Here is a 12,327-nt window from a genome sequence, read left to right as displayed (position 1 = left end):
AGTATGGAGCATGACCTGATGAAACCCGAGATGAATGAGATGAACACAATTCCCGTATTGCCATTGCGTGATGTGGTGGTCTATCCGCACATGGTGATCCCCCTGTTCGTGGGCCGCGAGAAGTCGATCCGCGCCCTGGACAGCGCAATGCAGAATGACAAGAAGATCCTCCTGGTGGCCCAGAAGAGCGCGGACGTCGACGACCCGCAGGTCGAGGACATTCACCAGATCGGCACGCTTTCCAGCATCCTGCAGCTGCTCAAGCTCCCCGACGGTACCGTCAAGGTCCTGGTCGAGGGTGGCGAGCGGGCGCGCATCAGGCAGTTCGTGGACAGCGAGGACTTCTTCGCGGCCGAGATCGAGACGCTGGACGGCAATGCCGCCCAGGACGAGCGCGAGACCGAGGTGTTGATGCGCTCGCTGATGACCCTCTTCGACCAGTATGTGAAGCTGAACAAGAAGGTGCCGCCGGAGATCCTGACCTCGCTGGCCGGCATCGACGATCCCAGCCGGCTGGCCGATACCATCGCCGCGCACATGTCACTGAAGCTTGAGGAGAAGCAGAACATCCTCGAAATCGAATCGGTGCGTGGCCGGCTCGAACACCTGATGGGCCTGATCGAGGCCGAGATCGATATCCTGCAGATCGAGAAGCGCATCCGTGGCCGCGTCAAGCAGCAGATGGAGAAGAGCCAGCGCGAGTACTACCTCAACGAGCAGATGAAGGCCATCCAGAAGGAACTGGGTGAGATGGAGGATGCGCCGAACGAGATCGAGGAGCTGCAGCAGAAGATCGACAAGGCCGGCATGTCCAAGGAGGCCAAGGAGAAGGCCCAGAGCGAGCTGAACAAGCTGAAGATGATGTCGCCCATGTCGGCCGAGGCCACGGTGGTGCGCAACTACATCGACTGGCTGGTCAGCGTGCCCTGGAAGAAGCGCACCAAGATCCGCCATGACCTGGCGGCTGCCGAGCAGGTGCTGGAAGAGGACCACTACGGTCTGGAGAAGGTCAAGGAGCGGATCCTCGAGTACCTGGCCGTGCAGCAGCGGGTGCGCAAGCTGAAGGGGCCGATCCTCTGCCTGGTGGGGCCGCCGGGCGTCGGCAAGACCTCGCTGGGGCGCTCCATTGCCCGCGCCACCAACCGCAAGTTCGTGCGCATGTCGCTGGGCGGGGTGCGTGACGAGGCCGAGATCCGTGGTCACCGGCGTACCTACATCGGTTCGCTACCGGGCAAGCTGATCCAGAACCTGTCCAAGGTCGGGGTGCGCAACCCGCTGTTCCTGCTGGACGAGATCGACAAGATGTCGACCGACTTCCGCGGCGATCCCTCCTCGGCCCTGCTCGAGGTGCTGGATCCGGAGCAGAACAACACCTTCAACGATCATTACCTGGAGGTGGATTTCGACCTCTCCGATGTGATGTTCGTGGCCACGGCCAACTCGCTGAACATCCCGGGGCCGCTGCTCGACCGCATGGAGGTGATCCGCATCCCCGGTTATACCGAGGACGAGAAGATCAACATCGCCAAGCGCTACCTGCTGCCCAAGCAGATCAAGGCCAATGGACTGAAGGACGACGAGATCGGCGTCAGCGAGGCGACGCTGCGTGACATCGTGCGCTTCTACACCCGCGAGGCGGGGGTGCGCAACCTGGAGCGCGAGATCGCCAAGATCTGCCGCAAGGTGGTCAAGGAACTGGTGCTGAAGGCTGATGGCGGTCGCAAGATCAACGTCACGCCGAAGAACCTCGACAAGTACCTGGGGGTCCGTCGTTTCCGCTATGGCCTGGCCGAGGAGAAGGATCAGGTCGGGCAGGTGACCGGTCTGGCCTGGACCGAGGTCGGTGGCGAGCTGCTGACCATCGAGGCCGCCATCGTTCCCGGCAAGGGCCGCTGGACGCACACCGGCCAGCTGGGTGACGTGATGAAGGAGTCCATCCAGGCGGCGACCACCGTGGTGCGCAGTCGGGCGGAGATGCTGGACATCGATCCGGACTTCTATCAGAAGTATGACATCCACGTGCACGTCCCCGAGGGGGCGACGCCCAAGGACGGGCCCAGTGCCGGCATCGGCATGTGCACCGCCCTGGTGTCGGCGCTGACCAACATCCCGGTGCGGGCCGACGTCGCCATGACCGGTGAGATCACCCTGCGTGGCGAGGTGCTGCCGATTGGCGGGCTGAAGGAGAAACTGTTGGCGGCGCATCGTGGTGGTATCAGCACCGTGCTGATCCCCGAGGAGAACCAGAAGGATCTGGCCGACATCCCCAAGAACGTCAAGGACAAGCTCGACATCCGCCCGGTGAAGTGGATCGACGAGGTGCTGCAGGTGGCACTGCAGCACATGCCGAGCCCGCGGCCTGTCGAGGCCGGTGGTGAGGACAAGGCGATTGCCCCGGCCAAGAAAAAGTCTGCCAAGACAAAGGCCAAGTCACCGGTACGGGCACACTGAGGCTGTCCGCGAGTGCCCAAGGCAAGGCGTGCCGCCTCTGGCGGCGCGCTTTTTTCTGCCCGGCAAGTTGACACCCTTTCACGGCGCTTGTATAAAATGCCGCGTGCCTGCGTAAAGCCCGTCAAGCATATAACGCCACATTCAACAGGTTTACGGGGTTGACCGACAGTCGGCCGCTGGCTCCTGTTTTCTCGTACCAATGACTGTTTATTTTTCCCGACTTAATTCATGAGGGGCATTAGCTATTATGAATAAAACTGATTTGATCGATGCTGTTGCTGAATCCGCGGATCTGTCCAAGGCTGCCGCAGGCCGTGCCGTCGACGCCGTGCTGGATTCGGTGACCGCTGCCCTGAAGAAGGGTGAGCAGGTGACTCTGGTCGGTTTCGGTACCTTCGAGGTGCGGGAACGCGCCGCCCGGACCGGCCGCAATCCCCAGACCGGCGAGGCCATCCAGATCAAGGCCTCCAAGGCACCTGCATTTAAGGCTGGCAAAGCCCTCAAGGATGCCGTAAACTAGCGCGCCTCTTGAGGGTGCTTAGCTCAGCTGGGAGAGCATCGCCCTTACAAGGCGAGGGTCGGGGGTTCGATCCCCTCAGCACCCACCAGTTTTATACGCGGAGCGGTAGTTCAGTTGGTTAGAATACCGGCCTGTCACGCCGGGGGTCGCGGGTTCGAGTCCCGTCCGCTCCGCCACTACAACCGAAAGGGCGCCCTTGATGGGCGCCCTTTTACTTTGTAAAGTCCGCACACGGGCTAGCCCGCATATTGCACGAAGGCGGCCTTGAATGCGTAATTTTTCCGGTATTCATCAAGGCAGTGATTCCCTATGCGAGCAATTGTGCCCTGTTACAGTTTGTGCCGATTCGAGTTCAGACCAAATCTGGCGTCGCATTTTGCCCGATCCCCCTTGAACCCTAGCGACGGCTATGCTTCTACGGGCGATCGAACAAACTGCTTGGCCAGATTCGCCCTGAAACTCGAATCCTTCGTGCGATATGCGGGCTAGCCCCCTCCCTTCATAAAAATATTAGGATTCCACCATGCTGCAGGCGATTCGTGACCGCATAACAGGCGTTGTGGCCTGGCTGATAGTCGGTTTGATTTCCGTGGTGTTCGCGCTCTGGGGTATCGACTGGTACCTGAAGTCGGATGCCAAGATCTATGCCGCCAAGGTCAATGACGTCGAGATCTCGGTCAAGGACTACCGCCTCGGTTACCAGCAGCAGCTGAACCGCATGCGTTCCCTGCTCAAGGAACGTTTCGACCGGCGGATGTTCAGTACTCCGGAGTTCAAGAAGGCCGTGCTGGAACGCCTGGTGGAGGAGGAGCTGATCGTCCAGGCGGCCGAGGCGGCCGGGATGGCGATCAGCGACGGCCTGCTGGCGGCACGGGTCCAGGCAATGCCGGAATTCCAGGAGGATGGCCAGTTCTCCGCAGATCGCTACCGGCAGCTGCTGGCGCGGCAGAATCTCAGTCCGGCCATGTTCGAACACTCGCTGCGCCGATCCATGCTCATCAACCAGTTCATCTCCTCGATCGGTACCTCGGGTCTGGCCACCCGGCGTGACGTCGAACAGGGGCTGCGCCTGCAGGGGCAGCAGCGCAGCCTGAAATACCTGCGGATTCCGATGGCCGATCAGCGCAAGGCCATCCAGGTCGGTGAGGCGGATATCGAGGCCTTCTACCAGGCCAACAAGGCGCGCTTCGTGGAGCCCGAAAAAGTTCGACTCGAATACATCGAACTCAAGCTCGATGACCTGGCCGCGGCCCGGCAGCCCGACGAGGCGGAGCTGCGTGAGCTCTATCAGGCCGAGGTGGCCAAATTCAGCGCGGATGAGCAGCGTCGCGCCCGTCACATCCTGATCCAGGTGGCCAAGGATGCGCCGGAGGAGGTGGTGCAGGCGGCGCGCAGCAAGGCCGAGAAGCTGGTCAGCCAGTTGCGCGAGGGTGCCGATTTCGCCGAACTGGCCAAGGCCAATTCCGACGATCCGGGCTCGGCCGCCCAGGGCGGCGACCTGGGCTTCTTCGGCAAGGGGGCCATGGTCCCCGAGTTCGAGGCCGCGGTCTTTGCCCAGGAGAAGGGGCAGATCAGCGATCCGGTACGCAGCGACTTCGGCTTTCACATCATCGAGGTGACCGACATTCGCAAGCCAGAGCCACCGAGTTTCGACTCGCTGCGCGAGCAGTTGATCCGCGATGCCACCCGTGGCGAGCTGGAGGATCTGTTCTACGAGCAGCTGGACACCCTGGCCAATGCCAGTTTCGAGACGCCGGATTCCCTGCAACCGGCGGCCGAGGCCACGGGCCTGCCGCTCAAGGAAACGGGCTGGATCAGCCGTCAGGGCGGAGAGGGCATTGCTGCCGATCCACGGGTGGTCGAGGCGGCCTTCAACGAGGACGTACTGGAACAGGGCAACAACAGCAAGGTCATCGAGCTGGGGCCGAACCATGCCGTGGTGCTGCGCGTCGCCGAGCGCAAGCCGCCCCGGCAGTTGCCGCTGGAGGCGGTGCGGGAGCAGATCGAGGCACAGTTGCGAACCCAGAAGGCCGTCGAGGCCGCACGCAAGCTGGGTGAGGCGATTCAGGCGGCGGTGGAGGGCGGCGAGACGCTGCAGGCCGCAGCCGAGCAGCATGGTCTCAAGGTCGAGGATGCCGGCTTCGTGTCGCGCACCGACAGCAAGCTCGACCGCCAGATCGTGATGGCGGCCTTCCGGGCGCCGCGGCGTGCCGATGGCAGGCCGGCGCTGGCCGGCGTGGCACTGGCCAATGGCGATTACGCGGTGCTGGAGATCGACGAGGTGCGAGATGCCGATACCAGCCAGATCCCGGAGGAGGAGCGTCGCGCCTTCCGCGACAGTCTGGCCCAGCTGCATGGCAGCATGGAGTCCAAGCAGCTGATCGAGCAACTCAAGGACGGGGCCGAGATCGAGCTGAATCTGCAGGCGATCCAGTAGGCGGCTGCAGATGAGCGGCCCGCGCCTCAAGCTCCACTGGCAGATCCTCATCGCCCTGGTGCTGGCGGTGCTGGCCGGCAGCCTCAGCGGGCGAACCGGTGGCCTGCTCGGGGTCAGTTTCTACGCGGTGTACGAGTTCCTCGGCACCCTGTTCATGAACGCCCTGAAGATGCTCATCGTGCCGCTGATCATGGCCTCCATCGTCAGCGGCGTGGCCGGCATCGGCCAGGGCGGGGCGCTTGGCCGGCTCGGTGGCAAGACCCTGTTGTACTACGCCACTACCAGCCTCATGGCCATCCTCATCGGTCTGCTGCTGGTCAATCTGGTGCAGCCCGGTGTGGTTGATGGTCAGCCGGCCCGGGATTTGATCGGCCTCAGCGAGGACAGCAGCGAGGTTGCTGCCCGGGTGGAGGGCAAGGGGGCCGCCGATGTGGTGGAGATCTTCCTGCGCATGGTGCCGCCGAACATCGTCGCCGCCGCCGCCGAGGGCCAGATGCTGGGGCTGATCTTCTTCAGCCTGCTGTTCGGCTATTTTCTCACCCGCATCGGCGAACCCCATGCCGAGACCCTGTACAGCTTCTGGCAGGGGACCTTCGAGGTGATGATGCGTATCACCGACTGGGTGATGCGTTTCGCCCCGCTCGGGGTGTTCGCGCTGGTCGCCAAGGTGGTGGCCTCGACCGGGCTGGCCGCCTTCCAGCCACTGCTGGTGTTCTTCTTCACCACCCTGGCGGCACTGGCGGTGCATTTCCTGATCGTGTTGCCGCTGCTGCTGGTGCTGGTGGCGCGGGTCAATCCCCTGCGTCACTACCGGGCCATGGCGCCGGCCCTGCTCACCGCCTTCTCCACGGCCTCCAGTTCCGCCACCCTGCCCATCACCCTGGACTGTGTAGAGAAGAATGCCGGGGTCTCCAATCGCACCACCAGCTTCGTGCTGCCGCTGGGCGCTACGGTCAACATGGACGGCACCGCGCTCTACGAATGTGTCGCCGCCATGTTCATCGCCCAGGCCTACGGTCTGGAACTGGGCTTCGCCGAGCAGTTCCTGATCGTCCTGGTGGCGCTGCTCACCTCGATCGGTGTCGCCGGCATTCCCGCCGCCAGCCTGGTGGCCATCACCATCATCCTCGCCGCCATCGGCCTGCCAGCGGAGGCGGTCGGCCTGATCCTCGCCGTCGACCGGGTGCTCGACATGTGCCGGACCAGCGTCAACGTGTTCAGCGATTCCTGCGGCGCGGTGATCATCGGGCGGTTGGAGGGCGAACGGGGGATTCTGCGGGGTGAGGTGGTGGGAGGGTGACCACGAAAGCCACGAAAAAGATCGTTACGGCGTTCCGCGTGGCGCCGTAACACCCGAAAGAATTTTCGTGGGTTTCGTGGATTTCGTGGCTATTGATCGTCGTCGAATTGGGGTGCCCCGCCGGTGATGTTGTAGCCGGCGTCGACGTAGGTGATCTCGCCGGTGATGCCGGCTGCCAGGTCGGAACAGAGGAAGGCGGCGGTATTGCCGACGTCGTCGATGCTGACGTTGCGCCTGAGCGGCGAGTTCTGCTCGGCATAGTCCAGCAGCTTGCGGAAGTTGGCGATGCCAGAGGCGGCCAGGGTGCGGATGGGGCCGGCGGAGACGGCATTGACCCGGGTGCCCTCGGGACCGAGGCTGTAGGCCAGGTAGCGCACGTTGGCTTCCAGGCTGGCCTTGGCCACGCCCATCACGTTGTAGTTGGGCAGGGCGCGTTCCGCGCCCAGGTAGCTGAGGGTCAGCAGGGCGCCGTTGCGGCCGGCCATCATCTCACGCCCGGCCTTGGCCAGGGCGGCGAAGCTGTAGGAGCTGATGTCGTGGGCGATGGCGAAGTTCTCACGGCTCACGCTGTCGATGTAGCTGCCCTCCAGCGCCGAACGCGGGGCGAAGGCTACCGAATGGACGATGATGTCCAGGCCGTCCCAGCGTGTCCCCAAGTTCTCGAACACCGCCTCGATCTCGGCGTCGCTGGCGACGTCGCAGGGCAGGCAGATGTCCGAGCCGAGTTCGGCGGCCATCTTTTCGACCCGTCCCTTGAGCTTGTCGTTCTGGTAGGTGAAGGCAAGTTCCGCGCCCTCACGGTGCATGGCCCGGGCGATGCCCCAGGCGATGGAACGGTTGCTGGCGAGTCCGACGATCAGGGCCCGCTTGCCGGCTAGAAATCCCATGGTAGTGTCCTTCTCGATGGTGGCCTGCGACTGGGCCGTAAGGTACCCGAAAAGCGGCCCGGCGGGAAGCCGCAATGAGGTGAAAAACATGGGAATCCCGCCGCTGCCGCCTATATAATCGACGGCCATGGAGAGGCAGCAGAGGAGGGGGGATCGCTGGGGCCGGTGGCGGTGGATGCTGCGCGCCCTGTTGCTGCTGTCGCCGGCCCTGCTGGGTGGCTGCGACGGTCAGCCCTGGAACAGTCCCTATCGGGCGGCCGAGCAGTACCGGAACATCCTCTATGCCTCCTTCAGCGAACGCCCCAAGCACCTCGATCCGGCCCGCTCCTACAGTTCCAACGAGGCCCTGTTCATCGAGCAGATCTACGAGCCTCCGCTGCAGTACCATTACCTGAAGCGCCCCTACGAGCTGATTCCGCGTTCCGCCGAGTCGGTACCCGAGCCCTACTATCTCGATGCCACCGGCCGGCGCCTGCCCGCTGATGCCGCGGTCGAGCGGATCGCCTACAGTGTCTACGAGATCCGCATCCGTCCCGGGATCCATTACCAGCCCCATCCCGCCTTTGCCCGCGATGCCGACGGTCGCTACCTCTATCACCGGCTCGATCCCGTCCGCCTGGAGGGGGTGCATCGCCTGGCCGATTTTCCCGAGCAGGGCAGCCGCGAGCTGGTGGCGGCCGACTTCGTCTATCAGATCAAGCGCCTCGCCCATCCACGACTGCACTCGCCGATCCTCGGCCTGATGAGCGACTACATCGTCGGGCTTGACGATTATGCCAAGCGGCTGGAGGCCCTGTACCGGCAGCGGCGGGCCGCTGGCGAGGACCCGGTCTATCTCGATCTCGATGCCCTGCCGCTTGAGGGGGCCGAGGTGCTGGACCGCTATCGTTACCGGGTCCTGATCCGCGGCAAGTATCCGCAGTTCCGCTACTGGCTGGCGATGCCCTTTTTCGCCCCGGTACCCTGGGAGGCGGAGCGCTTCTATACCCAGCCCGGCATGGCCGAGCGCAACATCACCCTTGACTGGTACCCGGTCGGCACCGGCCCCTACATGTTGACCATGAACAATCCCAACCTGCGCATGGTGCTGGAACGCAATCCGAACTTCCGTGGCGAGACCTACCCCGGCGAGGGAGAGCCGGGCGACCGCGAGGCCGGCTATCTGGACGATGCCGGCAAGCCCATCCCCTTCATCGACAAGGTGGTGTTCAGCCTGGAGAAGGAGGACATCCCCTACTGGAACAAGTTCCTGCAGGGCTATTACGACAGCTCGGGGCTCTCTTCCGACAGCTTCGACCAGGCGATCTCGGTCGGCGCCGGTGGGGAGATCGGCCTCAGCGAGGCGATGCGCGCCAAGGGTATCGCGCTCAATACCGCGGTCTCGGCCTCGGTCTTCTATCTCGGTTTCAATATGCTCGATCCGGTGGTCGGCGGCGACAGCGAGCGGGCCCGCAAGCTGCGCCGGGCAATCGCCATCGTCGCCGACTACGAGGAATACATCTCCATCTTCATGAACGGTCGTGGGGTGGCAGCCCAGGGGCCACTGCCGCCCGGCATCTTCGGCCATCGCGGGGGCGAGGCCGGCCTCAACCGCTATGTCTACGACTGGGTCGATGGTCGGGCGCGGCGCAAGCCGCTGGCCGAGGCTCGCCGGCTGCTGGCCGAGGCCGGCTATCCGGACGGTCGGGACGCGAAGAGCGGCCGGCCGCTGGTGCTCTATTTCGACACCACCGGCAGCGGTCCGGACGACAAGGCACGCCTCGACTGGTGGCGCAAGCAGTTCGCCAAGCTGAACATCCAGCTGGTGGTGCGTGCCACCGACTACAACCGCTTCCAGGACAAGATGCGCAAGGGCAGGGCGCAGATCTTCCAGTGGGGCTGGAACGCCGACTATCCGGATCCGGAGAACTTCCTGTTCCTGCTCTATGGCGAGAACGGCAAGGCCGAGCACGGCGGGGAGAACGCAGCCAACTACAGCAACCCGGACTTCGACCGCCTGTTCCTGCGCATGAAGGATATGCCCAACGGGCCGGAGCGGCAGGCGGTGATCGACGAGATGCTGGAGATCCTGCGCCGCGACGGCCCCTGGCTGTGGGGTGTCTTCCCCAAGCAGTTCAGTCTCCACCATGCCTGGTACCTGAACGCCAAGCCCAACCTGATGGCGCGCAACACCCTGAAGTACCGGCGGGTTCTGGTCGACCTGCGGGCCGCGAAGCGTGCCGAGTGGAACCAGCCGGTGCGTTGGCCGCTGCTGCTCGGTGCCCTGCTGCTGATCGCCCTGGTGCTGCCGGCGCTGTACAGCTACCGGCGTCGCGAACGCATGTCGGCACGGGGAGGGCAGGGCTGATGTTCGCCTATCTGCTGCGCCGCGTGCTCTATGCCCTGCCGATCCTGATCGGGGTCAACCTGCTGACCTTCGCCCTGTTCTTCGTGGTCAACACACCGGACAACATGGCGCGCCTGCATCTGGGCGTGAAGCGCGTCACCCCCGAGGCGATCGAGAGCTGGAAGCGCGACCATGGCTATGACCGGCCGCTGTTCTACAACGCCGGGGCCGAGGGCCTGGACAGCCTCACCGACACCATCTTCTTCGACAAGTCGGTGAGGCTCTTCGCCTTCGACTTCGGCCGCTCCGACAGCGGCCGTGACATCGCCTACGACATCAGCCAGCGTATGTGGCCGAGCCTGGCCATCGCCTTGCCGACCTTTGTTATCGGTCTGCTGGTCAACATCAGCTTTGCCATGCTGATCGTCTTCTTCCGTGGTAGCTATCTGGATCTCGGTGCCGTGGTGCTGCTGGTGGTCCTGATGTCCGTCTCCAGCCTGTTCTACATCATTGGCGGCCAGTATCTGATGGGCAAGCTGCTCAGGCTGGTGCCCATTTCCGGCTACGACACCGGCTGGCTGGCACTGAAGTTCATCCTCCTGCCGGTGCTGATCGGCATCGTCTCGGGGATCGGCTCCGGCTCGCGCTGGTATCGCACCATCTTCCTCGAGGAGATCGGCAAGGACTATGTGCGTACCGCCCGTGCCAAGGGTCTGGACGAACCGCGGGTTCTGTTCCGCCATGTGCTGAAGAACGCCCTGATCCCGATACTCACCGGGGCGGTGGTGGTGTTGCCGCTGCTGTTCATGGGCAGCCTGATCCTGGAGTCCTTCTTCGGCATTCCCGGCCTCGGCAGCTATACCATCGATGCCATCGCCGCCCAGGATTTCGCCATCGTCCGTGCCATGGTGTTCCTCGGCTCGGTGCTGTACATCCTGGGGCTGATCCTCACCGATCTCTCCTACACCCTGGTCGATCCGCGGGTACGGCTGTCATGATCCGGCCGGTGATCCTCTGGACCGATGCCCTGGTGTTCCTGCTGCTGGCAGTGGTGGCCGCCTTCGTCTGGTATGCCCGGGGCCGGCGCCATCTGCACGATCCCTGGCTGGGGGTGATTGGCAGCCGGATGGGCATGGCCTCCCTGGTGGTGGTGCTGGCCTACGTGCTGATCGGCCTGCTCGACTCGGTGCATTTCCGCCTGCCGCTGCCGGAGCGGGGCAAGGGTGGCGAGCTGCACTACTCGGGCGAGGTGCTGAGTCTGCTCGATCTGGCCACCGGCCCGCTGCGCAGCCAGGTGGAGAAGAGCTACTCGGCCCCTTTCGCCACCCATCTGTATACCAAGGAGACCATCGAGCTGCCGGACGGCAGCCAGCGCCGCGGTTACCCCCGGCTGCGTTATGGCGGGGCCCATCTGGCGGATCCCGCGCAGCGCGCCGCCGACATCCGTGCCCGCCTGCTGCTCACCCTGGGTGAGACCCTGATCGCCGTGGTCCTGCTGCTCGCTCTGCTCAGCGTCTGGCTGGCACGGCGCCACCGGGCCAGCCCGCTTTGCATGGCGCGCCGTATCCTGCGCGGCGAGGCCGGACTGCCGTGGCGGGTGTTCCTGGTCACCAGTGCGGTCCTGCTGTTCTGTCTGTTGTTCGCCTGGAACTTCGCCGCTGCCTATCACATCCTCGGTACCGACAAGGTTGGCGAGGACGTCTTCTACCAATCGCTGAAGAGCATCCGTACCGGGCTGCTGATCGGCACCCTGACTACCCTGGTGATGCTGCCCTTCGCCATCCTGCTCGGCATCATGGCCGGCTATTTCCGCGGCTGGGTGGACGATGTCATCCAGTACATCTACACCACCCTCAACTCCATCCCCGGCGTGCTGTTGATCGCCGCCGCCATCCTCATTCTCCAGGTCTACATGGGCAGCCACCCGGAGCTGTTCGAGACCATGGCCGAGCGCGCCGACCTGCGGCTGCTGTTCCTCTGCCTGATCCTCGGCGTGACCAGCTGGACCGGGCTGTGTCGCCTGCTGCGGGGCGAGGCCTTCAAGCTGCGCGAGGTGGACTACATCCAGGCCGCGCAGGCCTTCGGTGTCTCCCACCTCGGCATCATCCTGCGCCACATCCTGCCCAACGTCATGCATATCGTGCTGATCTCGGTGGTGCTCGACTTCAGCGGTCTGGTGCTGGCCGAGGCAGTGTTGTCCTACGTCGGTGTCGGTGTCGATCCGACCATGACCAGCTGGGGCAACATGATCAACCGGGCACGCCTGGAGATGGCCCGCGACCCCTTGGTCTGGTGGTCGCTGTGTGCCGCCTTCCTGTTCATGTTCACTCTGGTGCTGGCGGCGAATCTGCTGGCGGATGCGGTGCGTGATGCCTTCGATCCACGGCTGAGGCGACGGTGAACGCC

At 64.1% G+C, this 12,327-nt stretch carries 8 protein-coding genes and 2 tRNA genes; 9 read left to right on the top strand and 1 reads right to left on the bottom strand.

The window, feature by feature from the left end:
- The first annotated feature begins 3 nt into the window (after positions 1–3).
- The 6 genes from lon (at position 4) to QVG61_RS08165 (ending at position 6,708) form a co-directional block, all read left to right on the top strand.
- Complete coding sequence (gene lon / locus QVG61_RS08190) at positions 4–2,451, top strand: endopeptidase La (RefSeq protein ID WP_289930151.1); 2,448 nt, start codon at positions 4–6, stop codon at positions 2,449–2,451.
- Between the two features lie 247 nt (positions 2,452–2,698).
- Entirely contained in the window at positions 2,699–2,971 is a 273-nt protein-coding gene (locus QVG61_RS08185; protein WP_289930149.1) for an HU family DNA-binding protein, read from the top strand.
- 12 nt (positions 2,972–2,983) lie between these two features.
- A tRNA-Val gene (locus QVG61_RS08180) sits at positions 2,984–3,059 on the top strand.
- A gap of 11 nt (positions 3,060–3,070) precedes the next feature.
- Positions 3,071–3,147: transfer RNA gene (locus QVG61_RS08175), tRNA-Asp, on the top strand.
- 347 nt (positions 3,148–3,494) lie between these two features.
- Positions 3,495–5,408 carry a SurA N-terminal domain-containing protein gene (locus tag QVG61_RS08170; protein WP_289930148.1) on the top strand — a complete coding sequence of 638 codons (1,914 nt, stop codon included), beginning with the start codon at positions 3,495–3,497 and terminating at the stop codon, positions 5,406–5,408.
- 10 nt (positions 5,409–5,418) lie between these two features.
- Positions 5,419–6,708 carry a dicarboxylate/amino acid:cation symporter gene (locus QVG61_RS08165; RefSeq protein WP_289930147.1) on the top strand — a complete coding sequence of 430 codons (1,290 nt, stop codon included), beginning with the start codon at positions 5,419–5,421 and terminating at the stop codon, positions 6,706–6,708.
- A gap of 89 nt (positions 6,709–6,797) precedes the next feature.
- Here QVG61_RS08165 and QVG61_RS08160 read toward each other — a convergent pair whose 3' ends face one another.
- Positions 6,798–7,595, bottom strand: a complete 798-nt coding sequence (locus tag QVG61_RS08160) for an enoyl-ACP reductase (RefSeq protein ID WP_289930146.1) — start codon at positions 7,593–7,595, stop codon at positions 6,798–6,800.
- Between the two features lie 175 nt (positions 7,596–7,770).
- Between QVG61_RS08160 and QVG61_RS08155 the strand changes: the two genes are divergently transcribed.
- From QVG61_RS08155 to QVG61_RS08145, 3 genes are read left to right on the top strand one after another with little or no spacing between them, the layout of a single operon-like run.
- On the top strand, positions 7,771–9,942 hold the full coding sequence (locus QVG61_RS08155; protein ID WP_289930145.1) for an ABC transporter substrate-binding protein: 2,172 nt from the start codon (positions 7,771–7,773) through the stop codon (positions 9,940–9,942).
- Positions 9,942–10,919: an ABC transporter permease gene (locus QVG61_RS08150; RefSeq protein WP_289930143.1), complete on the top strand. Its 978-nt coding sequence runs from the start codon at positions 9,942–9,944 to the stop codon at positions 10,917–10,919. The genes QVG61_RS08155 and QVG61_RS08150 overlap by 1 nt, the downstream gene beginning before the upstream one ends.
- Positions 10,916–12,322 (top strand): ABC transporter permease, encoded by a 1,407-nt coding sequence (locus QVG61_RS08145; protein WP_289930142.1) that lies wholly within the window; start codon positions 10,916–10,918, stop codon positions 12,320–12,322. The genes QVG61_RS08150 and QVG61_RS08145 overlap by 4 nt, the downstream gene beginning before the upstream one ends.
- The last annotated feature ends 5 nt before the right edge of the window (positions 12,323–12,327 follow it).

This window comes from Thiohalobacter sp. IOR34, assembly GCF_030406045.1.
Lineage (GTDB): Bacteria > Pseudomonadota > Gammaproteobacteria > Thiohalobacterales > Thiohalobacteraceae.
The sequence above is the reverse complement of the archived record's forward strand: the minus strand, read 5'-3'. Positions and strand labels throughout refer to the sequence as shown.

Coding starts and splice junctions, on each gene's coding strand:
- QVG61_RS08145 (WP_289930142.1), top strand. CDS start 10,916: ATGATCCGGCCGGTGATCCTCTGGACCGATGCCCTGGTGTTCCTGCTG.
- QVG61_RS08165 (WP_289930147.1), top strand. CDS start 5,419: ATGAGCGGCCCGCGCCTCAAGCTCCACTGGCAGATCCTCATCGCCCTG.
- QVG61_RS08185 (WP_289930149.1), top strand. CDS start 2,699: ATGAATAAAACTGATTTGATCGATGCTGTTGCTGAATCCGCGGATCTG.
- QVG61_RS08150 (WP_289930143.1), top strand. CDS start 9,942: ATGTTCGCCTATCTGCTGCGCCGCGTGCTCTATGCCCTGCCGATCCTG.
- QVG61_RS08155 (WP_289930145.1), top strand. CDS start 7,771: ATGCTGCGCGCCCTGTTGCTGCTGTCGCCGGCCCTGCTGGGTGGCTGC.
- QVG61_RS08160 (WP_289930146.1), bottom strand. CDS start 7,595: ATGGGATTTCTAGCCGGCAAGCGGGCCCTGATCGTCGGACTCGCCAGC.
- QVG61_RS08170 (WP_289930148.1), top strand. CDS start 3,495: ATGCTGCAGGCGATTCGTGACCGCATAACAGGCGTTGTGGCCTGGCTG.
- lon (WP_289930151.1), top strand. CDS start 4: ATGGAGCATGACCTGATGAAACCCGAGATGAATGAGATGAACACAATT.